We start from the raw sequence: 26,666 nt of genomic DNA, 5'->3' as shown, positions 1-26,666 counted from the left end.
ACGGCACGGACGGCGTGCGGCGACGAGCCGTCCAAAGGGGCCTCAGCGGAGAACGGCGAGCCTGGCCGAGCGGCGCGCCTGAACGGAGAGGCAACGGAACCGGTTCCCTTCAGAGACCCGGAACTCCCCCCGGCCGAACGGCTCGCCGACCTGATGGGACCGGCGGGTCTCAGCGGAGGGCGGCGGTCAGGGATCTGAGGAACGCCACCACGCCGTCGGGGCCGTCCACGACGAGGTCGGCCCGCTCGGCCAGCGCGGTCACCTCGGCCGAGCCGCTGCACACGGTCACCCCGGGCAGCCCGGAGGCCCGCACCGCCTCGAAGGCGGCCAGGTCGCCCAGGTCGTCACCGGCGAACAGGACCGAACGGGCGGACCGCTCGGCCAGGAACGCGGCGAGCGCCTGCCCCTTGTCCATGCCCGGCGGACGCAGCTCCAGCACGAACCGGCCCGGCTCGACGACCAGCCCGTGATCGTGCGCGAGCTCGGCCAGCGGCGCACGGAGGCGGTGGAAGGTCGCCTCCGGATCGCTCGCCCTGCGCGTGTGCACGGCCAGAGCGCGGCCCTTGTCCTCGATCGCGGCCTCCGGCACGCCGAGTCCGGCCAGCAGCCTGGGCAACGACGAACGCGCCGCGTCGACGCCCCGGGGCGGCGGCGGCGAGGTGATCCTTCCCGCCTCCCAGCGCTCCACGCCGTACTGCCCGAGCACCACGAGCCCGGGGACGTCGGCCAGGCCCACGCCTCCCGCGCCGACGCCGTACTCCACCGCGGTGGCGGCGGGTCTGCCGGTGAGGACCAGGACGGTGCCGACCAGCGTGCCGAGTTCGGCGAGCGCGGCGGGGGCCTGCGGGTGGACGCGGGCGGCGGCCGGGTCGGGCACGATCGGCGACAGCGTGCCGTCGAAGTCGAGCCCGATCACGGCTCCGCCGGGATCCGCCATGATCGCGTCGAGCCCGACGGAACCCGCGGCCGTGCGCATACGTGGCAACTCGGTGGTCATCCGCGCTCCATACCCACGGGGTTACGGGCGCATGCCGAAGCGTCGCGCGGCCCGCTCGCGCTGCCTCGCGGCGCGCAGCCGGCGGAGCCGCTTGACGAGCATCGGGTCGTGGGCGAGCGCCTCGGGACGCTCGATGAGCTCGCCGAGCAACTGGTAGTAACGGGTGGTGGAGAACCCGAAGGCCTCCTTGATGGCCTGTTCCTTGGCTCCCGCGTAGCGCCACCACTGGCGCTCGAACGCGAGCACCTCACGATCCCGGTCGGTGAGCGTGGCCGGGGGTGGGGGGGACGGTTCCGACGCGCCACTGTCACCGTTGACCGGTGCAGTGTCCATGATCTCCTCCTCGGTCGGGCGCCCGACGATCACATCGCGCGCACGCGGCCCGTGGCCATCGTAGTCGCCATTTTGCGGGTGTTCACGATGGATGCGAAGACCTGCGCTCACCGGTATCGATCCCCCGGGCTCCTCGGTGGACGGCCGCCGGACCAGAGCTCACGTTACGGTCCGTATCGACGTGTTTACCGAAGCGCGGGACGAAAGACGGGCCGCATGTCAGAATGAGCCCGCAGCACCGGCGGACGAGCGGGTGCCGTGTCCGATTGCCCCTCACCCGCGAGCCGGGTCACGTCCGTTTGGCGAGGCCGCCGTGACCGAAGCACGTGCCGTCCGCAGATGCGGTTCGCATCGCAGGCACCGCAAGGCGCGTCTGATGCCCACGGTGGTGCCGGTCGTCCTGCTGGCGGCCGTCGCGAGCGTCGCCGTCTCCTGGCTCCCGGCGCACAGCGGCACCGCGCCTCCCGTGCGCGAGCGCTGGCACACCTGGCCTGCCCGCGACATCTTCCCCGCCGCCATCCGCGGCACCAGCCCGTCCGGGGCCGGCACCCGCTACCGGCTGGCCGGGGTGGCTCCCGAGGCCGCCTGCGAGCGGGCCCTGCAGCCGGCCGCCGCCAGGGCGCTCGCCCCGCTCGGCTGCCTCACCACGTTGCGCGCCACCTACGCGGACAGCACGGAGACCTTCGTCGCGACGGCCGGGATCGCGGTCCTGTCCGACTCCGCCGCGACCGCGCCCTCCTCCGTCGCCCGCCTGCTCGGTCTGCGCGGCGGCGACCGGATCCAGGGCCGCCCGCCCTCGGTGCGGCCGGCCGGCTTCCCCGGCGGCGTGGCGGAGGGCTTCGGCGAGCGGCAGTACGTCGCGGGCGCGCTCGTGGCCGGTCACGACCGTTACGTGGTGCTGACGGCCGCCGGATACGCCGACGGCCGGCCGTACGTCGCGGGCGGGCGGGCGGACATCCGGCTGACCCGGCTGGCGGTCGAGCTGGCCGACGCGTTGTACCGGGGCCTGACACGATGAGCCGGACCGCGGCGGCGCGGTCGCTGGCCGGGCTGCTCCCCCTGCTGGTCGCCGCCGGGCTGCTCATCAGCCTGCCGGGCTCCCGCGCCTCCCTGGCCGACGACATCGGCGCCACCGCGCGGGCCGGCCAGTGGCCGCTGAAGACGCTGCGCGCACCGGACGCGTGGCGGCACAGCCGCGGCGAGGGCGTGCTGGTCGCGGTCCTCGACACGGGCGTCGACCCGGACCATCCCGACCTGGCGGGCGCCGTACGGCAGGGCCCCGACTTCACCGGCGCGGAGAGGTCCCGGCACTGGGGCCACCACGGCACCTCGATGGCCAGCCTCATCGCCGGTCGGGGCCACGGCGAGGGGCACGCGAGCGGCGTGCTGGGCGTGGCGCCCGCCGCCGAGATCCTGTCGGTCAGGGTGACCCTGGAGAACGACGACCCCCGTCGTGGCACGGCCGGGAGCCATGGCACGAACGCTCTGGCGCGCGGCATCAGATACGCCGCCGAGCAGGGCGCCGACGTGATCAGCATGTCGCTCGGCGGCGGCAGCGGCACCTGGGAGGGCTCGGCGGCCGAGGAGGAGGCCGTGCAGTACGCCGTCGAGCGCGGCGCGGTGCTGGTCGCGTCGTGCGGCAACGACGGCGCGGGCGCCAACCGGAAGAACTTCCCCGCCGCCTATCCCGGTGTGATCGCGGTGGGCGCGGTGGACGAGCGGTCGCGGGTGGCGCGGTTCTCCAACCGGCAGGACTACGTGTCGGTCGTCGCGCCCGGCACCCGGATCGTCAGCGCCGACGGCTCCGGCTCCTACGTGGTCGGCGACGGCACCAGTTCGGCCGCGGCCATGGTGGCGGGCATCGTCGCGCTGATCAGGGCGGAGTATCCAGAGCTGACCCCGCGCCAGGTCAGGCTCGCCCTGGAGGACGGAACGACCCGCCGCGCGCCCGCGGCCGACGCCCGGGAACAGGACCCAGCCCAGGAAGACCAGGCCCAGGAAGGGAACGCGACCACCACCCACGACCTGGCTCATGGACACCGCGCGGCCGCCGGGCACGATCCGGCCTACGGGTACGGCGTGGCCGACGCCGCGCTCGCCCTGAGCGAGGCGGGCCGGATCGCCCGCCGCCCGCCGCCACGGGTCCGCGCTCTCGGCCTGACCTCCTATTTCGGCGGCGGGCCGGAGAGCGGCGGGCCCGGCGGCTCACGGCGGGTCGTCGTCGGCGTGCTGATCGTGGTGGCCGGGTGCCTGGCGGCCCGGGTCATGTCACGCCGGCGGCATCGCCCTTGAGCAAGCGCTTGTGCCACTATGGGCGGATGAGCGCGCCCCCCGAACTCGCGGTACCCGGCTGGTTCACCGTCGAACACGGTGTCACCTGGCTGCTGGGCACCCGCTGCGGCGACTGCGGCACCACGTACTTCCCGCCGGAGACCCGATTCTGCCGCAATCCGGACTGCGAGGGAGAGGAACTGCCGGAGGTCCGGCTGTCCCGCCGGGGCACGGTCTGGTCCTACACCAACGCCTGCTACCCGCCTCCCCCGCCCTACGTCGCGGCCGAGCCGTACGAGCCGGTGGTCCTGGCGGCGGTGGAGCTGGCCGAGGAGTCGCTGGTGGTGCTCGGGCAGGTGACGCCGGGACTGGCCGTCGAGGACCTGCGGGTCGGCATGGAGCTGGAGCTGACCAGCGGGCCGCTCGCCGACGGGCCGCTGGTGTGGATGTGGGGGCGGGCCTCCTGATGGACAGCTCGGCGGCCTTCCACGAGATCCTCTTCGAGCTCGCCCGCATCGAACGGCGGATCAGCACCGACCCCTCGCTCGACGACCGCACCAGGGCCGAGGGTCGCGTCTGGGCCTTCTCCCTGCTCCGGGTGGCCCTGGACACCCAGGTACAGGCCGACCCGTACCGGCCGCGCCTCACCGACATCGTCTGGCCCTACGCCAAATGGGGCGGCGACAACGCCGACGCCTACTACTGCTTCACCCCCCTGGACCCGACCAGGACCTACCTGGTGACCGGCAACCGCGGCGACACCGCCTACCTCTCGTTCACCGTGTACGGCGGGCCGGCCGACGGGCGTCTCGCCGACCGGATCGTGGCCGCCGCCAACGACCGGACCCTGCACTTCGCCGTCGACGGCGGCTTCGAGCTGATCCTGTCGCCCGACGAACGCCCCGAACACAGCGACGCGAACTGGCTGACCCTCGAACCCGACGCCGTCTGCGCGATCACCCGTGACTACCTGGCCGACCCGGCGACCGGACGGCGGGCGAGCTTGCGGATCGAATGCCTGGACCCGCCGGCCGAACCTCCGCGAAAGGGCGACGCCGAGCTGGCCCGCGGCTTCACCGCCGCGCTCACCTGGCTTCGCGAGCAGTCCACGCTGGTGCTGCCGCTCGTCGCCGAGAACGACGTCGGCGAGCCGTACCCGGTGCCGTCCGAGACCTTCGGCTGGGCGGCCGGCGACGCGGCCTACGCGATGGGCTCGTTCTCCCTGGCCCCGGACGAGGCGCTGGTCGTGGAGGGCCGCTCGCCCGAGTGCGCCTTCTGGAACGTGTGCCTGTGGAACCCGTTCCTGCACACCTACGACTCCGCCTGGGAACGGGTGACGATCAACGGCGACCAGCTGGAGTACGAACCCGACGGCTCCTGGCGGATCGTGATCGCCCACGCCGACCCCGGCCTGCCCAACTGGGTGTCCACCGCCGGACACGAGCGGGGCCGGATCTGGTTCCGCTGGTTCCTCCCGGACCGCACCCCCGCCCGCCCGATCGCCAAGGTGGTGCGGCGATGAGCGTCGTCGTGCTCGGCCAGGGCATGCACCCGTGGGGCAAGTGGGGCCGCCCGTTCACCGAGTACGGCGTGGCGGCGGCCCGCGAGGCGCTCCGGGACGCCGGCCTGGCCTGGCGCGACGTGCAGTTCCTGGTGGGGGCGGACACCATCAGGAACGGCTATCCGGGCTTCGTCGCCGGCGCCACGTTCGCCAAAGCGCTCGGCTGGACGGGCGCGCGGGTCGCCTCCTGCTACGCGGCGTGCGCGTCGGGCGCCCAGGCGATCGACATCGCGCGCACCCGCATCCTGGCGGGGCTGTGCGACGTGGCGCTGGTGGTCGGGGCGGACACCGCGCCCAAGGGCTTCTTCAAGCCGGTCGGCGGAGACCGGCACGACGATCCCGACTGGCTGAGGTTCCGCCTGCTCGGCGCGACCAACCCGGCCTACTTCGCGCTCTACGCCCGGCGGCGGATCGCCCTGCACGGCGCCACCCCGGCCGACTTCGCCGCGGTGAAGGTGAAGAACGCGCTGGCCGGGTCGCTGAACCCGATGGCCCGCTATCGCGGCACGGTGACCGTGGACGAGGTGCTCGCCTCGCCGATGGTGGCCGACCCGCTCAGGCTGATGGACATCTGCGCGACCTCCGACGGCGGCGCAGCGCTGGTGCTGGCCTCCGAGGCGTTCGCCCGCAGGCACGGCGGCCCCGCCGTACGCGTGTCGGCCGTGTCGACCGTGACGCCCACGTTCCCCGGGACCGTGCTCGAACTGCCCGACTTCGCCACCGACTCGGCGGCGGCGGTGCCGCCGCCCGAGCGGACCTTCCGCGCCGCCGTCGCGCACGCCGCCTACGAGGAGGCCGGGATCGGACCGTCGGACCTGTCGTTCGCCGAGGTCTACGACCTGTCCACGGCGCTGGAGCTCGACTGGTGCGAGGACGTCGGGCTGTGCGGTCCCGGCGAGGCGGAGAAGCTGCTGCGCGCCGGGGACACCTCGCTCGGCGGGCGGATTCCGGTCAATCCCTCGGGCGGGCTGGCGTCCTTCGGCGAGGCGATTCCGGCCCAGGCCATCGCCCAGGTGTGCGAGCTGACCAAGCAGTTGCGCGGGGCGGCGGGCGGTCGTCAGGTGGCGGGGGCCGGCGCCGGGCTCGCCGTGAACCAGGGGCTGTTCGGTCATGGCTCGGCCATCATCGCCACAGTATGACTTGGGCCACCGGCCAGGCTGATGGTTCCGCCCGCCGGCGGCTGGCAGCCTCTCCGTTACGTTCTGTAGTCGGGCAGTGCCCCGTACCCACCCAACGGAGAGACACCATGATCCGTCGTATTCTCGTGGCCTCGGCCATCGCCGGTCTCGTCACCCTCGGCACCGTCTCCGTCGCGTCGGCCGACACCCAGATGCGCCCCGCCGACCCGGCCAACGATCTCCTGCAGAAGGCGCTCGGCGGCCTCGGCGACAGCGCCCTCGGCGGCGGCGCCCTCAGCGGCCTCAGCGGCGGCGCCCTCGGCGGCCTCGGGGGCGGCGCGCTCGGCGGCCTCGGCGGCCTCGGCTAGACCCGCGGAAGCCCGCCGCATCAGGGCTTCCGCGTTCGCGTGTCGGCCGGCTCAGGCCACATCGTGCCGAAGCCCTCCACATGATCGATCTGTGGAGGGCTTCCGCATTCGTGCGTCAGGTGGCGTGCACCACGTCGTGGGTCTCCGCGAAGTGGCACGCGCTCTCGTGACCCGTACCCGGCCGGATCTGCAGCAGCGGCTCCTCCTCGGCGCAGATCTCCTCCGCCTTCCAGCACCGGGTGCGGAACCGGCAGCCGGACGGCGGGTTGGCCGGCGAGGGCGGGTCGCCCTGCAGGATGATCCGCTCCCGCTGCTCGCGCCCTTCCGGGTCGGGCACCGGTACCGCCGACAACAGCGCCTGGGTGTAGGGATGCGCGGGCTTGTCGTAGATCTCCAGATCCTTGCCAAGCTCCACCATCTTGCCCAGGTACATCACCGCGACGCGGTCGGAGATGTGGCGCACCACCGACAGGTCGTGGGCGATGAAGATGTAGGCGAGGTCGAACTCGGTCTGCAGCCGATCCAGCAGGTTGATCACCTGTGCCTGGATCGACACGTCGAGCGCGGAGACCGGCTCGTCACAGATGATGATCTCCGGCTGCAGCGCCAGCCCCCGGGCGATCCCGATGCGCTGCCGCTGGCCGCCCGAGAACTGGTGCGGGTAGCGGTTGATGTGGTCGGGGTTGAGCCCCACCACGTCGAGCAGGTCCTGCACCTTGCGCCGCCGCTCACCCTTCGGTGCCACGTCGGGATGGATCTCGTACGGCTCGCCGATGATGTCGCCCACCGTCATCCGGGGGTTCAGCGACGTGTAGGGATCCTGCATGACCATCTGGACGTTGCGGCGCATCCGCTTGAGATCGCCGCCCCTGGCCTTGGCCATGTCCTTGCCGTTGATCATGACAGAGCCGGAGGTCGGCCGCTCCAGCGCCATCAGCACCTTCGCCAGCGTGGACTTTCCGCAGCCAGACTCGCCGACGACGCCGAGCGTCTCACCGCGGTGCAGGTCGAAGGAGACCCCGTCGACCGCCTTGATCGCGCCGATCTGCCGCTTGAAAACGATGCCCTGGGACAGCGGGAAGTGCTTGACCAAGTCCCGGACCTCAAGGATCGGGTCACCCGTCGGTGCCATCGAGGACCTCCCTCCAGTAGTGACAGGCGCTGTTACGGGTGGGGTTGATCTCGTACAGCTCCGGCACGTCGGTGACGCAGTTGTCCTGACGGTAGGGGCAGCGCGGGTGGAAGGAACAGCCGCTCGGCATGTCGAGCAGGTTCGGCGGCAGGCCCTTGATCGCGTACAGCTCCTGGCCCTTCTGGTCGACCCTGGGGATCGACTCCAGCAGCCCCTTGGTGTACGGGTGCCCGGGCGTGCGGTAGATGTCGTGGACGGGCGCGTTCTCCACGATGCGCCCGCCGTACATCACCGCGATCTTGTCGGCCACGTCGGCCACCACGCCCAGGTCGTGCGTGATCAGGATCAGGCCCATGTTGCTCTCGCGCTGCAACTCGGCGAGCAGTTCCATGATCTGCGCCTGCACGGTCACGTCGAGCGCCGTGGTGGGCTCGTCGGCGATCAGCACCTCCGGGTCGAGCGCGATGGACATCGCGATCATGATGCGTTGCCGCATCCCGCCGGAGAACTGGTGCGGATAGTCGTTGACGCGCTGCTTGGCCGCCGGGATGCGGACCCGGTCCATCAGCTCGACGGCCTTCGTCTCCGCGTCACGCCGGGACATTCCCCGGTGCACCCGGAACATCTCGCCGATCTGCCAGCCCACGGTGAAGACCGGGTTCAGCGCGGAGAGCGCGTCCTGGAAGATCATCGCGATGCGCTGGCCGCGGATCTGGGTGCGCGCCTCCTCTTTCAGCTTCAGCAGGTCGGTGCCGCGGAAGCGGACCTCGCCCAGCGGAATCCTGGCCGGTGGCATGTCGAGGATGCCCATGATGGCCTGAGCGGTCACCGACTTGCCGGAGCCCGACTCGCCGAGCACCGCCAGCGTCTCACCGGCGTTCAACGTGTAGCTGACCCCGTTGACGGCCTTGACGAGGCCGGCTCTGGTGGCGAACTCCACGTGCAGGTTGTCGACCGCAAGCAAAGGGTCGTTGCCAAGCCCTCCCTCGGCCGGCACCACCTCGGTTGCAGTGTTCTTCACGGATCCCCCTTTACCGCAGCTTCGGGTCGAGCGCGTCGCGGACGGCGTCACCGAGCATGATGAACGCCAGGACGGTCACGCTGAGGAAGAGCGCCGGGAACAGCAGCGGGCTGTAGGCCTCGAGGAACCTGTCCCGAGCATCGGCGATCATGAGACCCCAGGAGATGTCCGGCGACTGGATGCCGACTCCGAGGAACGACAACGCGGCCTCGGCCGCGATGAAGCCGCCCAGGTTGATGGTGGCGACGACGATCACCGGAGCGACGGCGTTGGGCAGAATGTGCCGGAACATGATCCGGCCCGGCCCGGCGCCGAGCGCTCTGGCGGCCATGACGTAGTCCTGGTTCTTGGCCATGATGACCGCCGCCCGCATGATGCGGAAGGTCATCGGCCAGGCCAGCACCGCCAGCGCCAGCATGACCGTCCACACGTTGCCGGTGCGGAAGACGGCCAGGATGAGCAGCGCGCCCAGGATCGGCGGGATCGCGAAGAAGACCTCGGTGGTCCTGGACAGCACCGTGTCCGTGGCACCGCTCCGGTAGCCCGCGATCAGGCCGAGCAACCCGCCGACGATGGCGGTGACGATCGTCGTGCTCATGCCGACCACGATCGAGTTGCGCGCGCCGTAGATCGTCCGCGAGTAGACGTCGCAACCGAGGTTGTCGGTGCCGAACCAGTGCGCCGAACCCGGCGGGTTACGGGCCTGAGCGAGCTGGCAGGTCGCGGCGTTGAAGGGGTCCACCGAGGAGAACCACTGCGGAAAGACCGCGATGACCAGCAGGATCAGGATGAGCACCGAGGAGAAGATGAACAACGGCCGGCGGCGCAGGTCGTACCACGCGTCGCTCCACAGGCTCGCGGGCTTGCCCTGCTTGGCGGGCTTCACGTCCGGCGGCGGCTCGGGGGTCCCGACTGCCACAGCCTGTCCGGTGGCGTCATGTTCCGTCTCTGGGTGGGGTGGCCCAGCGGGTCTGATGTCACTCATATCGGATCCTCGGATCGAGCACGGCGTAGAGCAGGTCGACGAACAGATTGGCGAGGATGTAGACCAGAACCAGGAGCGTCACGATACCGACGACGACCGGTTGCTGCCTCTCATACACCGACCTGAAGAGTTCCTGCCCGATCCCCGGAATGTTGAAGATCGACTCGGTGATCACCGCGCCGCCCATCAGCGTGCCGAGGTCGGCGCCCAGATAGGTGACCAGGGGGATGAGCGCGTTGCGTAGTGCGTGCCGTCCGACGACGCGTCTTCGGGGCAGTCCCTTGGCCACCGCCGTACGGACGAAGTCGGCGCGTAGCGTCTCGGCGAGACTGGTTCTGGTGAGACGGGTCAGATAGGCGATCGAGACGCCCGCCAGGACGAAGCCCGGCACCAGATAGCTGCGCCAGCCGTCGTAGACACCCGCGACGGGGAAGAAGTCGAAGCCGGTGCTGGTCTTGAGCTGCACGCCCAGAAGCAACTGGAGCACGAAGCCGGTTACCAGGGTCGGCACCGAGATCAGGATCAGCGTGGACGCGAGAATCGCGCTGTCGATCGCCTGACCGCGGCGCAGCGCCGCCCACAGGCCCAGCCCCACGCCGATAATCGCTTCCAGAATCAGTGCCGTCATCGCTAGATTGATGGTCACCTGAAACTTGCCGGCGATCAGATCGGACACCTCCACCTTGGCGAAGGTGGTGCCGAAGTCTCCGACGAACACGCCCTTGATGTAGTACCAGTACTGCAGGAAGAACGGATCGTTCAGGTGGTACTGCTCGCGCAGGATCGCGACGACGGTGGGGTCGGTCCGCTTCTCACCGGCGAGCGACGCGATGGGATCGCCAGGCAGCGCGAAAACCGTCAGGTAGATCAGGAATGTGGAGCCCAGCAGAACTGGGATCGCCTGGATCAGGCGTCTGATTATGTAGCGGCCCATTAAAGCCTCCCGTACATGCCTAAGGGCAGCTACCCGGCACCCGGGGTTGCGGTGCCAATCAGAGCTGCCCCCAGAGCGGGCCCGCGGGCCGGGCGTCAGGCGCCCGGCCCGTCAGGATCCGTTCAGACCTTCTCGACGCTCGTCCACTCAACCTGGTTGAGCAGATTGATCTTCACGCCCTTGACGTGTTCCGAGAAGCCGGCGTTGATCTTGTAGAAGTAGACCGGAATGTACGGGAGCTCCTTGATCAGGATGTCCGCGGCCTGCCGGTAGAGCGCCACGCCCTCTTCCACCGTGGGGGCGGTGTCACCCTTGACCAGGAGTTCGTCGAACTCCTTGTTGGAGTACCCCGCGTAGTTGGAGCCGGTCTTCGCGGCATCGGTGGAGAAGATCGGGGTCAGGTAGTTCTCCGGGGACGGGTAGTCGATCGCCCAGCCCATCCGGAACATGCCCTTGTAGGTCTTCTTGTCGAGCTCGTCGAGGATGGCCTGGAACTTCTCGAACGGCTTGACCGTGACCTCGACGCCCAGGTTGGCGCGGAGGTTGATGGCGACGGCCTCGATCCACTCCTTGTGGCCGCCGTCCGCGTTGTAGCCGAGCTCCAGCAGCTTCGGCCCGTTGGCCTCGGCGTAGGCGGCCTTCGCCTTGGCCGGGTCGTAGGTGCACACCGCGCAGGCGCCCTGCTTGTACCCGTCGATCGCGGGGTTGATGAAGTCGTCGGCCGGCGAACGGGTGCCGGAGAAGACCGTCTCCGAGATGGTCTTCCGGTCGATGGCCATCGAGATGGCCTCGCGGATCTTGACGTTCTCGTACTCGGGGTTGTACTTCAGCGGCACGCCGATGTAGCCGATGCCCGCGTCCGGCTGCTCGATGTAGCGCTCGCCGAGCTCGGTCTTGGCGCTGGAGATGTTCGACGCGGCGAGCTGGTCGATGATGTCCACGTGGCCGGCACGCAGGTCGTTGTAGGCGGTCTCGGTCTTGGTGTAGACCTTGAACTGCAGCTTGTTGAACTTCGGCTTCTCGCCCGGATACTTGTCGTAGAGGGTCAGGTCGATCGTCTGATCGGTGCCCTTGCCGTACGCCTTGTCGATCTGGAAGTAGCCGTTGCCGATCGGCTTCCTGGCGTAGTCCTCGGTGACCTTGCCCGAGGCGTCGAAGGCGGCCTTGGGCAGCGGGTAGAACGCGGTGTAACCGAGCATCACCGGGAACTGCGAGAACGGGTTGGTGAGGGTGACCTCAAGGGTGCTGTCGTCGACCGCCTTGAGACCGCTCATCTCCTTCGCCTTCGGCGTCTTGCCCTCACCGGGGGCAAGGTCGGCGTAGCCGGCGATCCGGCCGAAGAAGTAGCTGGCCGACTGGGCGTTGTCCTGGTAGGAGGCGAAGTTCCACGCGTCGACGTAGTTCTGCGCGATCACCGGCTCGCCGTTGTGCCAGGTGTATCCCGGCTTGAGCTTGACCGTCCACACCTTGTTGTCGGTGGACTCGATCGATGCCGCAAGATCGTTGACGACCTTCTTGTCGTCGTCGTACTTCACCAGCGGGGTGAAGAGGGCGGCGAGGACCTCAGCGCCTTCGGTCTCGGTCGTGTCGCTCGGGTAGAACAGCTTCTGCGGCTCGCCGATCTCCATCCGGACCGCCGCGTCGCCGCCGCCGGTGGCGTCAGGCGTGCTGCTGGTTCCACCGCCGCCGCCGCACGCGGCGACCGCGAGGGCAAGCAGCGCGGTACCAGCGATTATCTTTGCGCCCTTGGTCACACGCATTGTGGGTAATTCCTCCCTCTCAGGTGGGCGTTGGCTCTGAGCTGCGATGTTCTCCCGAGCAGCCTTGCGCGGGGTCTGGTTGCCCCACGGGTTGGCTGACATGGTCAAACCAGCTGACGCCCTGCCAGTCGATCGCGACTATCCCTCACTACTTCTCACCCGGGAGTCTCTGGCGCGTTGCAGTTCGGTCACACGTGCGTCTGTCCGGCGTCACACGCATACCAGCGTGCTAGGCAAGAATGCCCAAATTGGGCATAAACCACTTATTGGGGTACACATAGGATGGGTTGGTCTGCATCAAAAATCCCCGGGTAAGCCACCCGAGCGCCATTGCCGACATCGGGCCATCTCCTGGGCTACGGTTGACGCGGTCAGAGGGGCGGCGGGGGCACATCTAGGGCGAAAGTCGTGGAACCGGACTTCCGGTGAACACGTCCAAGCCACCGTGCGGCTGCCTGCCGTACAGACGACCATCGCAAGCGCCCCATCCGCCCTCATCCAATAGAGTCCTTGCCATGAGCCAGCCGGAATCCGCGCTCGCGGACGCCCAGGCGGGCGGCCGGAAGAACGGCGCCCCTCCCAAGGGGAAGGAGCCGCTGGCCAAGCTCGCCGAGCGACATGGGCTTCGTCGTGCCATCGCCCGCCCCAGTCTGCCCGCATACATGCGTCAGTTGTGGGACCGTCGGCACTTCGTGCTGACATACGCCAGTTCCAAGAACGTGTCGAAGTACTCCGGCTCGATGCTGGGTCAGCTCTGGCAGGTGCTGACCCCCATGCTGAACGCCGCGATCTACTTCCTGATGTTCGGCGTGATCCTCGGGGCCCGTGACGACATCGAGAACTACACGGCGTTCCTCATCACCGGGATCTTCATCTTCACCTACACCCAGCGCTCGGTCTCCGGCGGCGCGAAGTCCATCTCGGGAAACCTCTCGCTGATCAGGGCGCTGCACTTCCCACGGGCGGCCCTCCCGCTGGCCTACACGATCCAGGAGTTCCAGCAGCTCGCCATCTCGATGGGCGTGCTGATCGCGGTGGTGCTGGTCACCGGCGAGCCCGTCACGTGGCTGTGGCTGCTGATCCCCGTCGCGCTGTTCCTCCAGACGCTCTTCAACATCGGCGCGGGTCTCGTGCTGGCGCGCATCGGCGCCACCGCCCGCGACATGAACCAGCTGCTGCCCTTCATCATGCGCACCTGGCTCTACACCTCGGGCGTGTTCTTCGTCATCGCACCCAAGATCGAGCAGGCCGGCCTTCCCGCCTTCGTGGCGGATATCCTCTATGCCAACCCGGCCGCCGCCTACATCGAGTTCATGCGTGACATCCTGATCTCCGGGCACACTCCCCGGCCATGGATATGGATGGCTTGCGTATTCTGGGCAGTGTTCGCACTCATCGTCGGCTTCTGGTACTTCTGGCGCGCCGAAGAGAGGTACGGCCGTGGCTGAGCTGACCGAGGAGCTGTCACACGTGAAGTCGGAGGAACCCGACGTCCCCAAGCCGGACGTCAAGGTCCACCCCAAGCCGGCGACAGCCGCGCCCCCGGGCACGCCCACCGTCATCGTCGACGACCTGCACATCATCTACCGGGTCTACGGCGCCACCTCCGACGCGGAGAAGGGCAACGCCGCCAACGCGCTGATGCGTCTCATCCGCCGCCAGGGCCGCCCGCAGATGCGCGAGGTGCACGCCATCAAGGGCGTCTCCTTCGTCGCCCACCACGGCGACGCCATCGGCGTCATCGGCCGCAACGGCTCGGGCAAGTCCACCCTCCTGCGGGCCATCGCGGGCCTCCTCCCGCCCCACCAGGGCGCCGTCTACACCGACGGCCAGCCGTCCCTGCTCGGCGTCAACGCGGCCCTCATGCGCGAACTGACGGGCGACCGCAACATCGTGCTCGGCTGCTACGCGATGGGCATGAAGCCGAACGAGGTCAAGGAGAAGTACGACGAGATCGTCGACTTCTCCGGCATCGGGGAGTTCGTGCAGTTCCCCATGTCCACCTACTCCTCGGGGATGGGCGCCAGGCTCCGGTTCGCCATCGCCTCCGCCAAGGCCCACGACGTGCTCCTCATCGACGAGGCCCTGGCCACCGGCGACCGCGACTTCAAGCGCAAGAGCCAGGAGCGCATCAAGCTGATGCGCAAGCAGGCCGGCACCGTCTTCCTCGTCGCGCACAACCTCGACGTGATCGAGGAGACCTGCAACCGGGTCATCTGGCTGCACAAGGGCAAGATCAAGATGGACGGCGACCCCGAGACGGTGCTCGCCGCGTACAACCGGGCCTGATCCGTTTGGGGTTCCTCCCGGGGGCTAGGACTATGGGGATCGACCATGAGGACGACACCCATCCGTCGGAGGAAACCCGTGCGGCCACCGATTCCCTATGACTACCTTCCCCAGGTCCCCGACCTGACCGTCGAGAGCGACGACATCAGCCACGAGGGCATCCTGCCCGACGCCCAGGTGTTCGACGGCTGGGGGATGACGGGCCAGAACCTCTCCCCCCACCTGCGCTGGTCCGGAGCCCCGGAGGAGACCAGAAGCTACGCGGTCACCTGCTTCGACCCCGACGCGCCCACCGGCAGCGGCTTCTGGCACTGGGTCCTGTTCGACCTCCCGGCCGACGTGACCGAACTCCCCGCGGGCGCGGGCTCCGGCGACATGAAGGGGCTTCCCGCGGGCGCGACCCACGCCCGCAACGACTACGGCACCAAGGCGTACGGCGGAGCGGCGCCCCCGCCCGGACCTCCGCACCGCTACCTGTTCGCCGTGCACGCGCTGGGTGTGGCGAAGCTCGGCGTCGACGGCGACACGCCGCCGGCGGTGGTCGGATTCAACATCACCGCGAACACCCTGGCCCGCGGCTTCGTCGCGCCCGTATACGGGGTCTGAACACGCCGGACTCCCTGACACCGACTCCCGCGTTCCGCTATGATTCGAACGTTAATTCGATCAGTGGACGCCGTCATGGAGTGGGGGCGCGCGATGCGAGATCTGTCGACCGCGATCGACTACCTGGCCGCCGAGGATCCTGCCGAAATACCCCTTGCCCTGCTCGCCGAGCAGCTTCTCGACCTGCACTGGCAGATGGCCAGACTGCAGGCCCAGATCGCCCGGCGCACGGGCGTCAGGCAGCCGGGCGGCTGACCCGCCCCGCGCAGCCCGCACCGGCCGGTGTGCCTCTCGCACACCGGCCGGTCGCCTGTCGTCAGGCCGACAGCCTCGCCGAGGCCACGGTGGCCGCCTCGAAGGGGAAGCGGTCGGCGAAGGCGGGAGTCAGGTCGCTGAGCCAGGTCGCCTTCGGGTCGTACCTCGCGAAGAACGGCCGCCCGACGAGCTGCGGGTCACGCGACTGGATGAGGTGCAGCACGAAGACGCGCTGTCCGGCCACCTCGGCCACCCCGTCGACGCACACCTTGCCGGGCGTGGCCGACATGGAGGGCCCCCGGACCGTACGGCAGAGGCCGGACACCTCCGCGTAGGCGTCGCGGAAGACCTCGTAGGCGCGGGCGAGGGTCACCGCGAAGTAGTCCTGCGGTCCCGTGTCGCGCTCGACGAACATGTAGTAGGGCACCATGCCGAGGGTGAGCTGCTTGCGCCACATCTCCGTCCAGGTGGCGGGGTCGTCGTTGATGGAGCGGATCAGCGGCGCCTGGGTACGGATGATCGCGCCGGTGTCGAGGATCCGGGCGACCGCCTTCGTGACGATCTCCGACTCCATCTCCCGGGGGTGGGAGAAGTGGGCCATGAAGGCGAGGTTCTTGCCCGACTCGGTCACCTGGCTGAAGAGGCGCAGGGTGTCGTCCGCGTCGGGGTCGGTGACGAAGCGCTGCGGCCAGTAGCCGAGCGACTTGGTGCCGATCCTGATCGACTCCAGTTGCTCCAGCTCCAGCAGCGGCTCCACATAGCGGCGCAGCACCGGCTCGCCCATGATCATGGGATCGCCGCCGGTGAGCAGCACACTGGTGACCTCGGGATGCGCCCGAATGTAACCGACGAGCTGGCCGATGTCGTCTGAGGCCATCTTGAGATCGGGCTCGCCCACGAACTGCGCCCATCGGAAGCAGTAGGTGCAGTAGGCGTGGCACGTCTGCCCCTGCTTGGGGAAGAAGAGCACGGTCTCGGGATATTTGTGCTGCAGCCCCGGGACCGGCTCCTGGCCGATCCTGGGGATGTTGAGTTCGAGTTGTCCCGCCGGATGGGGGTTCAGCTTCATCCGGACCTCGCGGGCGACGTCGTTGATCTCGCCCTTGGACGCACCGGCCTTGAGCAGGCCGGCCAGGCGACTGACGTCGGGCTCGGGCAGCATGTCCGCCTGGGGAAAGACCAGCCTGTACATGGGGTCGTCGGGCGTCGCCGACCAATCAATGAGCTCGTCTACGACGTAGGCGTTGGTGCGGAAGGGCAGCACCGTCGCCACCGCACGGATCCGCAACTTCTCCTCGTCGTCGAGACCGGCCCGCATCAGCAGCTCGTCGAGATGCTTGCTGGTGTAGGCACGGTACCCACGACTACCGCTCTGGTTCAAGATCACTAGGTCTTTCCCATCCTTTTTGTTACTTGAGATGTAAACCTCTTGGCCCGCTCGTGCGTCTACGTGCTTCATATACCCGACGCGGCTACCCCCAGGGTCGGTTCCAAGGTGACCCAAGTTTCTTCCGGCGTTCTCTCTCTCGCGACATATCGCGTTCGGGCGTAGACTCGCTCCATGAGCCCCTCGCAGCCCGACGCCGCCGACCGACGCGCCGTCGACCAGCGCGCCTCCGACGCCGAACGTGATCACGTCGCCGCGATGCTCGGCGAGGCCCTCGCCACCGGACGTCTCACCAGCGTCGAGCACGCCGACCGGCTGGAAGCCACCTACACGGCCGTGACGGTCGGAGACCTGGCGCCCATCACCCGCGACCTGCCCGCCGTCGCCGGCGCCCAGGCCCAGGCCCCGGCAGGCACCGACCGGCAACGGGTCGCCGCCGTGTTCAGCAAGGTCGTCCGGAGCGGGCGATGGGTCCCCGGCCGGCACACCGAGCTGCGCTCCACCTTCGGCGCGCTGATCGTCGACCTCGCAGACGCCGTGCTGCCCGGCCGCGAGATCACCCTTGAGCTCAACTCACTGTTCGGCAAGCTGATCGTACGGGTCCCGTCCAACGCCAGGGTGATCGAAGAAGGCGGGGCCCTGTTCGCCAAACGGCACGTCTCCGGCGGCGACGACCCCGACGGTTCCGGCCCGTTGATCCGGGTCACCGGGCGGGCGACCTTCGGCAAGATCGTGGTGTCCCGCAACGACGACCACCACTTCTGACCGAGGCGCCAACCCGCTGGTAGCGACCCGTCGCCACCCGCCTACGATGCGGTGAGACCCATTCCGCACGAGGTGACTGCTTGCCCGACACCGACCGTACCCGCGTCGCCCCGATCGCGGTGGACGCCATGGGGGGCGACCACGCGCCCACGGAGATCGTCGCGGGAGCCGTGCTGGCCGTACGGGAGCACGGGATCTCCATCGTCCTGGTCGGCGCGCCCCGGCAGTTGCACGAGGCGCTCGCCACGCACGACGCCACCACCGAGATCCCGATCGTGCGTGCGGAGGAGGCCCTGGAGATGAACGAGGGGGCGCTCGCCAGCCTGCGCCGCCCCCGCTCCAGCATCGCCGTGGCCTGCCATCTGCTGCGCCGGGGCGACGTCTGCGCGGTCGTCTCCGCCGGCTCGACCGCCGGGATCGTGACCACCGGGCGGCTGAGGCTGCGCGGCCAGCCAGGGGTCCTGCGGCCCGCTCTCGCCGTCGCGCTCCCCACCGTCCCGCACCGCACCGTGCTGCTCGACGCCGGCGCGAACGCCGAGGTCAAACCCGAGATGCTGGTGCAGTTCGCGCATCTCGGCGCCGCCTACGCGGAGACCGGGCTCGACATCGAGCACCCGAGGACGGGCCTGCTCACCATCGGCAGCGAGGCCGAGAAGGGCAACAAGCTGGCGAAGCGGGCGCACGAACTGCTCAGCTCCGCGCCGGGCCTCGACTTCGCCGGCAACGTCGAGGGCAACGACCTGCTCACCGGGGTCGTCGACGTCGTCGTCACCGACGGGTTCACCGGCAACGTGGCGCTCAAGACGATGGAGGGCGCCGTCCGCTACGCCTTCGGGGAGCTGCGTTCGAGCATCGAGGAGGGCCGCCTGGCCAAACTCGGCGCGCTGCTCCAACGGGGCAGGATCGACGGTCTCCGCCACCGGCTCGACCCCGAGGCCCACGGCGGCGCCGTACTGCTCGGGCTGAACGGAACGGTCGTGATCGCGCACGGCTCGTCCAAGGCCAAGGGGATCGCCGCGGCGTGCGTGCTCGCGACGTCCCTCGCGGCCGGCGGCACGGTCGCCAGGATCGGCGAGCGGATCGCCGCGACCCCCCGTCCCCACCGGCTGTGGTGATATCCCGCGATGCCGGGGAGTGCCCCAAGTGATATGCCCACGGCGCCAAAAGATCGCCACAAAACGACGGGTCTCAGCGGATAGTCTTGGTCCATGACCGACCCGCAGTTCGTCCTCACCGAACGCGTACGGCGAGCCCTTGGCGCGGCCTTCGGTGCGGAGTTCGCCGACGCGGATCCACTGATCCGGCCGTCGCAGTTCGCCGACTTCCAAGCGAATGTGGCGCTGGGCCTGGCCAAGCGCCTGCAGCGGCAACCGCGAGAGGTCGCCCAGGCCATCGCGGCCGAGCTGGCCGACTTCCCCGGCACCGTCGAGATCAGCGGCCCCGGGTTCCTCAACATCACCCTCGACGACGGCTGGATCGCCGAGCAGGCCGGCCAGCTCCTCGACGACCCGCGCGCGGGCGTCGGGCAGATCACCCCGCCGCAGACCGTCCTGATCGACTACTCCGCGCCCAACGCGGCCAAGGAGATGCACGTCGGCCACCTGCGCACCACGATCGTCGGCGACTCGCTGGCGCGCATCCACGAGCACCTCGGCAACCACGTCGTCAGGCAGAACCACCTGGGCGACTGGGGCACGCCGTTCGGCATGCTCATCGAGCACCTGCTCGACATCGGCGAGGCTGCGGCGGTGGCGCAGCTCGAAGCCGGCGAGGGCACCGAGTTCTACCAGGCCGCGCGGGTCAAGTTCGACGCCGAAATAGCGTTCAAGCGCCGGGCGCGCGCGCGGGTGACCACGCTCCAGGCGGGCGACCCCGACACCATGCGCCTGTGGCACGTCTTCATGGACGCCACGGTCCGCTACTTCAACAAGATCTACTCCATGCTCGGGGTGACCCTCACCGACGACGACATCGCCGGCGAGAGCATGTACAACCCGATGCTCGCCACGACCTGCGACGATCTCCAGGCCTCCGGCGTCGCCACGCTGAGCCAGGGCGCGCTGTGCCTGTTCCCGCCCGGTTTCACCGGCAGCGACGACCAGCCGCTCCCGCTGATCATCCGCAAGTCCGACGGCGGGTACGGCTACGCGACCACCGACATGGCCGCCATCCGTCACCGGGTTGACGACGTGAAGGCCGACAGGATCCTCTACATCGTCGGCGCCGACCAGGCACTGCACTTCCAGATGGTGTTCGCCGCCGCCCGCCAGGCCGGCTGGCTGCCCGAGACCGTCTCCGCCGAGCACGTCCAGATCGGCATGATGCTCGGTGCCGACGGCCGCCGGTTCAAGACCCGCTCGGGCGAGTCGGTCAAGCTGATGGAGCTCCTCACCGAGGCCGTCGACCGGGCCAAGGCCGCCATCGCCGAACGGGGCTACGACGAGACGACGCGTGACGAGATCGCGCACGACGTGGGCATGGGCGCGGTGAAGTACGCGGACCTGTCGATCAGTCACGACAGCGAGTACATCTTCGACTTCGACCGCATGCTCAAGTTCCAGGGGAACACCGGCCCCTACATGCAGTACGCCACGGCCAGGATCCGCTCGATCTTCCGCAAGGGCGGCGTCGACCCGGCGTCCGCCACCGCGAGGATCACACCGGACCATCCCGCCGAGCGCGCCCTCGCCCTGCAGCTTCTCGGGTTCGGCGCGCTGGTCGAGCAGACGGCCGCACTCGCCGAGCCGCACCGCATGTGCGCCTACCTCTACGAGACGGCCAGCCTCTTCAGCACCTTCTACGAGGAGTGCCCCGTGCTGCGGGACGACGTGGCGGCCGAGACGCGTGCCTCCAGGCTCGCCCTCTGCTCGCTGACCCTGCGCGTCCTGGAGACCGGACTCGGCCTTCTCGGCGTGCCGGTGCCCAGCCGAATGTAGTTTCCGGCCGGACGAGACGGGTTCAAGATCTTTCGCAACGAGCCGCCTCCGGGCGCGCCTCCGTGGACATGGAGCGTGCCCGGGTTAGGCTTTGCGCGGTCATTGGAAAGTCCGGCGTCGAGACGGCTGGAGTCGCCCATGTGGAGTTCTCTGCCTTGAGCATGGATCTGACCGCGAGTCCCCGCGCCGCGACCGAGCTGCGCCGGAGCGCCGACGCGCTGCTGGCGCATCTCGCCGCAGGTGGCGCCACGCCCGCCGCCCCGATGGAGATCACCGACATCGAGGGCTACTGGCTGCCGCCCGCCATCCAGTCCCTGACGGCCCTGATGTCGGGCAACGACGCGCTCGACGCCCTCGCCAAGGCGGCCCAGCGTGACGAGCAGCGCACCGCCCTGTTCCTCTGCCTCGCCCTCGCCGTAGCCGGGCAGGGCGACCGCATCCACGCCTCCTGGCTCGGCATCGCCTTCGGCGAGCTGTCCGCCGAACGCCCGGTGACCCACGGCCAGCGTGCGCTGTGGCTCGCCGCCGCCCGGGGGGCGTACGGCCCGGCCGGCAAGATCTTCGTGCTTCGCAAGCTCGACGCGACGGCCGTGCCGGCGGAGACCGACATCGACCGCTGGCTCAGCTCCCTGGTCCCCGGCGAGCCCGCCGTCGTCGTCCCGCGGGCGCTGGTCGACTATCCCGAGCTCGCCGAGATCCCCGAACTCGCCCGCCCCGCCCAGGCGGCCGCCAGGCTCGCCCGCCTGCGTGGCCGCTGCGCGGAGATCACCTCCTCGCGGCGGCCCGACGAGAGCACCTCTCCGCCCCTGCGCAACCGCTCACGCAGGCCCGCGTCCACCTGGTCCCACGACGAGCCCCTCTCCGTGTTGCGCACGCTGATCGGCTCCGGCGGCCCCGAGGGCCCGCTGAGCTCCCTCTCCGGCCACCTCCTCGAAGACCTCGGCGCCGGTTCCGACCCCGATCTGGCCGCCGTCGCCCTGCACGTCGTGGCGCCCATCGTCCGGTCCGTCGCCGAGGAGCTCGCCGAGACCACCCGTTTCAACCCGCCGGCCAGTGTGACCCTGCCGATCCTGGGGCACCGCGTGATCCTCCGCCCCGAAGGCCCCGACCCCGACTCCCTCGCCGCCGCCGAGGCCCGCATCGTCACCGAGGGCGTCCCCGCGCGCCGCGGCCCCTGGCCCGGCTACGCGGCCATCGCCCTGGGCGTCTGCGGCCTCGTGAGCGCGTTCTTCGTCACCCTCTGGCTGCTGCTCCCCGGCCTCGCCCTCTGCGCTCTCGGCGCCCACCGGCTCCGGCTGCACGGCCGTCAGCTCCAAGCCGACGAGGAGTTCGTCACCACCCGGGTGACCGAGCTGCGTGACCTCGCGGAAGGCGCGGTCTGGGCACTCCACGAACACGCGCGAGAAGCCGAGAACCGCGCCAAACTGGCCACCGAGGACCTGACCGACCTCACCCGCCTGATCCGCCGGGGCCCCCGAGCCGCCTGACCGCCGCCACACCTGCGCACAACACCTGCGCACAACACCTGGCCTCGGCACACCCGGCGACCGCACCCACCCCAGGCCCGACGGCCCCGAGAAGACCACACCCTTCCGGGGAGAACGCACCTGGGGACGGCGCATCCGGGGACGGCTGGTGAACCGGCGACGGCAACGCGGCCGCCCGCGAGCCGGGAGCGCGACTTGCGATGCGACCACCGCCCAGGCCACGACTACCGTGAAACACCACGGCCACGCCGGGCCCCACCACACGAACCAGGCAAGCCCCCGGCTCGTCCCATCCCCGAAACCACCACGCCGCCGCCCGCCCTCCCCCAAGGGCGCCGCGACGGCGAGGAACACAACTGCTGACCGGTGCCCTCAGCAGCGCTGAGCACCTGGGTGTATCAGATGGTGGAGATCTCCACATCGATCGGAGCCAGCAGGAACACCTTCTCTGCGATCCGCTCGATCCGCCCCTCGCACCCGTAGGCGAGCCCGGCGGCGAAGTCGACCATCCTGGTGGCCTCGGCCATCGGCATTCCGGTGACGTCCATGATGACCGTCTGACCTTCGCGGAAGTGCTGCCCGATGGTAGGCGCGTCGTTGTACTTGAGCGGCTGCACCATCACGATGCGCGTCGGCTCCACGGTGGCCTGCCACCGCTTGGCCGCCCGCTCGGACGCCGGCATCCACTCCTCGTCCTCGGCACCCTCGTAGTCGTAGTCCTCGTCGTACTCATCGACTCCGCCCAGGCCAAGGTAGGTCGCAACCTTGCGCACTGCCCCCATCGGCTTGTCCTTTCCTCAGGAACTCACCTCATTCGGCTTGTCCCGACACAATGGACGCTAACCGACGAATCGGGTCTCGCCACGCGACACGCCCAACGCTTTTCCATTTTGTACGGCCAGAACCCCATCTGCGACTGGTTATCCGAGACGTGGATAACCTCGCTGCTATGCGCATCTTCACGGTGGATTCCTTCATCGAGCAGCCGTTCTAGGGTAACCCCGCAGCGGTCTGCCTGCTGGCTTCACCCGCCGAAGACATACGGTTACAGTCCGTAGTTGCTGAGATGAATCTCTCAAAGATCGTCTTGGTGACCGGCCCGCAGGGCCTCAGCCGCATTCTCCGCGATGGTTCACCCCACCGCCGAAGTGACATTGTGCGGTCACCCGACCGTCACCGCGCACACATGCTCTATTCGATTGCCGCCGCGCGAGGGCCCATCGAATTCGCCGTCATGAGCGGAATCCTGACCGTGAATCAGGGGTTGAACAATTTGATCATCATGGATTTTCCGGGATAAGAACCCCTTCCTTGTGCCCCCGCCGAAGGGCCTGGCCGAGGCTTCGAGGGCGACTCCGAGCAGGGTCGGCCGCAGCGAGTTCGATCTTCTCGTCGAGGCGGAAATCGACCCGGGCACCCGCGAACCGGCCCTCTATATCACGGACCTGACCAGCATCGACACCAGCGGCGTCAGCGTCACCGCCGCTGCGGCGGCCGCTCCGGACCCGGCCGGCGTCGCACGGTTCTTCGCTCCTCGCGCCGGCGCCCCCAAGGCCCTGGTGACGGGCTCGGCCCACCGCGTGCTCGCTCCTTATCGGTCGGCCGAACTCGGCAGGAAGGCAATCCTCTGCGCTCGACATTCCCAGCCCAGCGGTTTCGCCCATCCCACCAACCAAGACGAACATGTAATTGCCGCCTGCCACGCTGTCACCATTCTTAATAGGAAATACCTTCCTAAACCCCACTAAACCGGACCACCAACCCCTGCCACCCCTACGGCCATGCCTCACACGGCTCCTCTCGGGCCGGCGCGGGGATGCGTGACAGGATCCGCTCGTGGGCGTGCGGGCACTCGTCGAAGCTGAGCGGGCAGTCCAGGGCGTGCTCGATGAGCGCCTTCGCCGCCTGCGCCTGGGCGATGCGGTGTTCCAGCGCCACCAGATGTTCTCGGAGCAGCTCGGAGTGATCCATCGGATCCGCCGAGGACAACACCTCACGCAACTCACGGAGACCCAGCCCGGCCTCCTTGCCCATGAGGATCATCGCCACCCGCCGCAGATCGGCCGATCCGTAGCGGCGGTGACCCCCCTCGTGCCTGCCTGGCGTCAGCAGGCCGACGCTCTCCCAGTAGCGCAGGACATGCGTGGCCAAGCCGAACCGGTCAGCCAGTTCCCCGATGGTCATGTCCTCGTCCGGAACCCTTGACTTCATGTGCACATTAAGCTGCACGGTGATCGGCATGAGCAACCATGACGGGAGAAACGCGTCTCCTGACGGCCCTGCCCAGGAGACCGTCAGCCACTCCGCACCCCCGGTCGTCACACGGGTCGCCACGCGGGTCGCCAGCGCGTGTGCCCCACCGGAACCCAACGGTCATCCCATCCGCTCTTCACCGAACACCGGCAGTCGCCGCTGGGAGTATCCGGCGGCCACCCGATGAGCACGACGCGCGCCAGGCCGATGCGCCGCATCCTCGAACGCGTCCTGCTGCCCGGCACGGTCGAGGAGATCGAACTCGTCGGCCGCCGCATGCGCCGAATCAGGATCACCGGAACGTCTCTGCGGGACCTCGCCTGGACGCCCGGTCAGCACACCCGCCTACAGGTCGGCGACCTGCTCGCGCCACAGATCTGGCTACGGGGGTTCCGCGACGCGCTGCGCACCTACTCGATCTGGGACTACGACCACCGCGGCTCTCTCGACCTGTGCGTCCTCGACCACGAGGGAGCGGGCCCGGGAGCCACCTGGTCGCGACGAGTACGGCACGGCGACCAGGTGGCCTTCACCCGGCCGGAGGGCAGATTCGTCACGCGTTCCGGCGCGCCGTACCACCTCTTCGTCGGGGACGAGACGGCCTCGGTGGCGTTCGGGGCGATGCTCCGCGCGCTGTCCGGCACCTGCCGGGTATACGGGGTCGTCACCGCCGGCGAACCGGGCGAACGGTTGCCCGTGCCCCGGTCGAACGAGCTGACCTGGCTCTATCGGGGCGAAGATCCCTCCGACGACACGGACCTGCTGGTCCGCGCCGTACGGTCGCTCACCCTGCCCGACGGTCCCGGAGTGGCCTACCTCGCCGGGCAGGCACGCACCTGCCAGGCCGTGCGCGGGCACCTTACCCGCGACCGCGACTGGCCGCGTGACGCGGTCCTGACCAAACCCTTCTGGGCGCCCGGCAGACGGGGACTGGACTGAATCCGGCGCGACAGGCCGTCCCGCACCGGCCGCCTTCGACAACGCCCGTGTTCCCGCCATTTCCAGGTCCATGACGACTTACCCTAGGCGGGACCACCGACAGTCTCGCGGCACGATGGCACCCGTCCACCGACCCGTCTGGCAACGGCAGGCCTACTCGCCGGTGACGCCGTCGATCCGCTCACGCAACAGGTCGGCATGGCCGTTGTGCCGGGCGTACTCCTCGATCACATGGACCAGGATCCAGCGGTGCGAGCAGTCCTGCCCGTGACGCTGCTGCTTGCCGATGGCGTCCAGTGGCACATCGGCCGAGATCTTGCGAGCGTGCTCGATCTCGGCCCGCCAGACGGCGAAATCCTCCTCCGCGGACGCGGTGTCCACATCGTTGAAATCGCTGTCGGGGTCCTCAGCCTTGGAAAAGAGGAGGGGGACGTCCTCCCCGTCCAGCACACGGCGGAACCAGACACGCTCGACGTGCGCCAGATGGCGGACCAGGCCGAGCAACGACATGGTCGACGGCGGCACCGACCGCTCGCGGAGTTGAGCCTCGGAAAGACCGGCGCACTTGACCGCGAGCGTCTCACGGTGCCAGTTGAGCCAGTTGTCCAGCATGGATCGCTCGTCGGCGATGAAGGGAGGGGAAACTCGGCTGTCCGTCATATCAAGTGACTCTATCCACCGGCCACCCGATACCCACACCCGTTTGTCCCCCTCCCTGAGGGGACGACTCAGCAGCGGCGGGGCCGTCAGCAGACGCCGCTCCCTGAGCGGGACGACTCAGCTCAACAGCGGCTGGGCCGTCAGAAGCCATGCTGCTGAGCAGCCGGCGAGACAGCACAGCGAGATGGAACAAGTCCGGGCATAGGAAGGCCCCAGAAATAGAAGAAGGCCCGCACGGAAACCGTACAGGCCTAACTTCCAACAACGACAAACATCAAATGTTTGTCCGGCGGTGACCTACTCTCCCACACCGTCCCCGGTGCAGTACCATCGGCGCTGGAGGGCTTAACTTCCGGGTTCGGAATGTAACCGGGTGTTTCCCCACCGCTATAAACCGCCGTAACCATATGAAACACAACAACCAAACACCGGTTGCGGTCTCAGAATCACATAGTGGACGCGAGCAAACAGATCACCAACAGCAACCACACAACCCACACACACCCCAAAACCGGGATGCGGGATCAAAACGTGGCGACCACCAGCAACCAAAAGCTTTGTGGTCAAGTCCTCGGCCTATTAGTACCGGTCAGCTCCACACGTTACCAT

General features: G+C 69.1%; 27 protein-coding genes and 1 rRNA gene. 16 read left to right on the top strand and 12 right to left on the bottom strand.

Going from position 1 to position 26,666, the window contains the following annotated elements; all coding sequences use genetic code 11:
- Positions 1-169: 169 nt before the first annotated feature.
- Positions 170-997 carry a trehalose-phosphatase gene (otsB, locus tag MBA17_RS42240; protein WP_238503552.1) on the bottom strand — a complete coding sequence of 276 codons (828 nt, stop codon included), beginning with the start codon at positions 995-997 and terminating at the stop codon, positions 170-172.
- 21 nt (positions 998-1,018) lie between these two features.
- Positions 1,019-1,330 carry a DUF3263 domain-containing protein gene (locus MBA17_RS42235; RefSeq protein ID WP_238503551.1) on the bottom strand — a complete coding sequence of 104 codons (312 nt, stop codon included), beginning with the start codon at positions 1,328-1,330 and terminating at the stop codon, positions 1,019-1,021.
- 376 nt (positions 1,331-1,706) lie between these two features.
- Here MBA17_RS42235 and MBA17_RS42230 point away from each other — a divergent pair, with 376 nt between their 5' ends.
- The 6 genes from MBA17_RS42230 to MBA17_RS42205 all read left to right on the top strand — a co-directional run bounded on the left by MBA17_RS42230 (position 1,707) and on the right by MBA17_RS42205 (position 6,648).
- A complete protein-coding gene (locus MBA17_RS42230) occupies positions 1,707-2,348 on the top strand; it encodes a hypothetical protein (protein ID WP_238503550.1) in 642 nt (213 codons plus the stop codon).
- Positions 2,345-3,622, top strand: a complete 1,278-nt coding sequence (locus MBA17_RS42225) for a S8 family peptidase (RefSeq protein ID WP_238503549.1) — start codon at positions 2,345-2,347, stop codon at positions 3,620-3,622. Before MBA17_RS42230 ends, MBA17_RS42225 begins: the two co-directional genes overlap by 4 nt.
- Positions 3,623-3,648: 26 nt before the next feature.
- Positions 3,649-4,068, top strand: coding sequence for a Zn-ribbon domain-containing OB-fold protein (locus MBA17_RS42220; RefSeq protein WP_238503548.1), 420 nt, complete (start codon positions 3,649-3,651; stop codon positions 4,066-4,068).
- Positions 4,050-5,123 carry a DUF1214 domain-containing protein gene (locus tag MBA17_RS42215; RefSeq protein ID WP_238503547.1) on the top strand — a complete coding sequence of 358 codons (1,074 nt, stop codon included), beginning with the start codon at positions 4,050-4,052 and terminating at the stop codon, positions 5,121-5,123. Before MBA17_RS42220 ends, MBA17_RS42215 begins: the two co-directional genes overlap by 19 nt.
- Complete coding sequence (locus MBA17_RS42210; protein ID WP_238503546.1) at positions 5,120-6,301, top strand: lipid-transfer protein; 1,182 nt, start codon at positions 5,120-5,122, stop codon at positions 6,299-6,301. The genes MBA17_RS42215 and MBA17_RS42210 overlap by 4 nt, the downstream gene beginning before the upstream one ends.
- A 107-nt stretch (positions 6,302-6,408) precedes the next feature.
- Positions 6,409-6,648, top strand: coding sequence for a hypothetical protein (locus MBA17_RS42205; RefSeq protein ID WP_238503545.1), 240 nt, complete (start codon positions 6,409-6,411; stop codon positions 6,646-6,648).
- 115 nt (positions 6,649-6,763) lie between these two features.
- Here MBA17_RS42205 and MBA17_RS42200 read toward each other — a convergent pair whose 3' ends face one another.
- From MBA17_RS42200 to MBA17_RS42180, 5 genes are all read right to left on the bottom strand, one after another.
- Positions 6,764-7,780: an ABC transporter ATP-binding protein gene (locus MBA17_RS42200; protein ID WP_238503544.1), complete on the bottom strand. Its 1,017-nt coding sequence runs from the start codon at positions 7,778-7,780 to the stop codon at positions 6,764-6,766.
- Entirely contained in the window at positions 7,764-8,801 is a 1,038-nt protein-coding gene (locus MBA17_RS42195; protein WP_238503542.1) for an ABC transporter ATP-binding protein, read from the bottom strand. The genes MBA17_RS42200 and MBA17_RS42195 overlap by 17 nt, the downstream gene beginning before the upstream one ends.
- 10 nt (positions 8,802-8,811) lie before the next feature.
- On the bottom strand, positions 8,812-9,720 hold the full coding sequence (locus MBA17_RS42190; RefSeq protein WP_238503540.1) for an ABC transporter permease: 909 nt from the start codon (positions 9,718-9,720) through the stop codon (positions 8,812-8,814).
- Between the two features lie 58 nt (positions 9,721-9,778).
- Positions 9,779-10,720 (bottom strand): ABC transporter permease, encoded by a 942-nt coding sequence (locus tag MBA17_RS42185; RefSeq protein WP_238503538.1) that lies wholly within the window; start codon positions 10,718-10,720, stop codon positions 9,779-9,781.
- 122 nt (positions 10,721-10,842) lie between these two features.
- The gene (locus MBA17_RS42180) at positions 10,843-12,480 is read right to left on the bottom strand and encodes a peptide ABC transporter substrate-binding protein (protein WP_238503537.1); all 1,638 of its coding nucleotides are present in this window, start codon (positions 12,478-12,480) and stop codon (positions 10,843-10,845) included.
- A gap of 515 nt (positions 12,481-12,995) precedes the next feature.
- On the opposite strand from MBA17_RS42180, the gene MBA17_RS42175 reads away from it, so the two are divergent.
- The 4 genes from MBA17_RS42175 (at position 12,996) to MBA17_RS42160 (ending at position 15,630) form a co-directional block, all read left to right on the top strand.
- On the top strand, positions 12,996-13,928 hold the full coding sequence (locus MBA17_RS42175) for an ABC transporter permease (protein ID WP_238503536.1): 933 nt from the start codon (positions 12,996-12,998) through the stop codon (positions 13,926-13,928).
- The gene (locus tag MBA17_RS42170) at positions 13,921-14,769 is read left to right on the top strand and encodes an ABC transporter ATP-binding protein (RefSeq protein ID WP_238503535.1); all 849 of its coding nucleotides are present in this window, start codon (positions 13,921-13,923) and stop codon (positions 14,767-14,769) included. Before MBA17_RS42175 ends, MBA17_RS42170 begins: the two co-directional genes overlap by 8 nt.
- 45 nt (positions 14,770-14,814) lie before the next feature.
- Positions 14,815-15,375: a YbhB/YbcL family Raf kinase inhibitor-like protein gene (locus MBA17_RS42165; RefSeq protein ID WP_238503534.1), complete on the top strand. Its 561-nt coding sequence runs from the start codon at positions 14,815-14,817 to the stop codon at positions 15,373-15,375.
- 93 nt (positions 15,376-15,468) lie between these two features.
- Complete coding sequence (locus tag MBA17_RS42160; protein ID WP_238503533.1) at positions 15,469-15,630, top strand: hypothetical protein; 162 nt, start codon at positions 15,469-15,471, stop codon at positions 15,628-15,630.
- A 61-nt stretch (positions 15,631-15,691) separates the two neighbouring features.
- Here the strand turns inward: MBA17_RS42160 and MBA17_RS42155 are convergent, their stop codons facing one another.
- Positions 15,692-17,017: a KamA family radical SAM protein gene (locus MBA17_RS42155; protein ID WP_238503532.1), complete on the bottom strand. Its 1,326-nt coding sequence runs from the start codon at positions 17,015-17,017 to the stop codon at positions 15,692-15,694.
- Between the two features lie 174 nt (positions 17,018-17,191).
- Between MBA17_RS42155 and MBA17_RS42150 the strand changes: the two genes are divergently transcribed.
- From MBA17_RS42150 to MBA17_RS42135, 4 genes are all read left to right on the top strand, one after another.
- Entirely contained in the window at positions 17,192-17,782 is a 591-nt protein-coding gene (locus MBA17_RS42150) for a DUF1707 SHOCT-like domain-containing protein (protein ID WP_238503531.1), read from the top strand.
- A gap of 80 nt (positions 17,783-17,862) precedes the next feature.
- Positions 17,863-18,897 carry a phosphate acyltransferase PlsX gene (gene plsX / locus MBA17_RS42145; RefSeq protein ID WP_274386802.1) on the top strand — a complete coding sequence of 345 codons (1,035 nt, stop codon included), beginning with the start codon at positions 17,863-17,865 and terminating at the stop codon, positions 18,895-18,897.
- 93 nt (positions 18,898-18,990) lie between these two features.
- Complete coding sequence (gene argS / locus MBA17_RS42140) at positions 18,991-20,718, top strand: arginine--tRNA ligase (protein ID WP_238503530.1); 1,728 nt, start codon at positions 18,991-18,993, stop codon at positions 20,716-20,718.
- A gap of 161 nt (positions 20,719-20,879) precedes the next feature.
- A complete protein-coding gene (locus tag MBA17_RS42135) occupies positions 20,880-22,205 on the top strand; it encodes a hypothetical protein (protein ID WP_238503650.1) in 1,326 nt (441 codons plus the stop codon).
- Positions 22,206-22,603: 398 nt separating this feature from the next.
- Here the strand turns inward: MBA17_RS42135 and MBA17_RS42130 are convergent, their stop codons facing one another.
- Positions 22,604-22,987: a cell division protein SepF gene (locus MBA17_RS42130; protein WP_238503529.1), complete on the bottom strand. Its 384-nt coding sequence runs from the start codon at positions 22,985-22,987 to the stop codon at positions 22,604-22,606.
- Positions 22,988-23,518: 531 nt separating this feature from the next.
- Between MBA17_RS42130 and MBA17_RS42125 the strand changes: the two genes are divergently transcribed.
- Positions 23,519-23,953, top strand: a complete 435-nt coding sequence (locus MBA17_RS42125) for a PhzF family phenazine biosynthesis protein (protein WP_238503528.1) — start codon at positions 23,519-23,521, stop codon at positions 23,951-23,953.
- Between the two features lie 25 nt (positions 23,954-23,978).
- Here MBA17_RS42125 and MBA17_RS42120 read toward each other — a convergent pair whose 3' ends face one another.
- Positions 23,979-24,416 carry a helix-turn-helix domain-containing protein gene (locus MBA17_RS42120; protein WP_238503527.1) on the bottom strand — a complete coding sequence of 146 codons (438 nt, stop codon included), beginning with the start codon at positions 24,414-24,416 and terminating at the stop codon, positions 23,979-23,981.
- Between the two features lie 225 nt (positions 24,417-24,641).
- Here MBA17_RS42120 and MBA17_RS42115 point away from each other — a divergent pair, with 225 nt between their 5' ends.
- Positions 24,642-25,397: a siderophore-interacting protein gene (locus MBA17_RS42115; protein WP_238503525.1), complete on the top strand. Its 756-nt coding sequence runs from the start codon at positions 24,642-24,644 to the stop codon at positions 25,395-25,397.
- A 153-nt stretch (positions 25,398-25,550) separates the two neighbouring features.
- Here MBA17_RS42115 and MBA17_RS42110 read toward each other — a convergent pair whose 3' ends face one another.
- Together MBA17_RS42110 and rrf are read right to left on the bottom strand one after the other, a co-directional pair.
- Positions 25,551-26,057, bottom strand: a complete 507-nt coding sequence (locus MBA17_RS42110) for a DinB family protein (protein WP_238503524.1) — start codon at positions 26,055-26,057, stop codon at positions 25,551-25,553.
- Between the two features lie 284 nt (positions 26,058-26,341).
- A 5S ribosomal RNA gene (rrf, locus tag MBA17_RS42105) occupies positions 26,342-26,459 on the bottom strand.
- Positions 26,460-26,666: the final 207 nt, after the last annotated feature.

Origin of the sequence: Dolomitihabitans soli, assembly GCF_022213955.1 — a bacterium.
Lineage (GTDB): Bacteria > Actinomycetota > Actinomycetes > Streptosporangiales > Streptosporangiaceae > Streptosporangium_A > Streptosporangium_A soli.
Note: the sequence above shows the minus strand (reverse complement) of the source record. Positions and strands in the feature narration are given on the sequence as shown.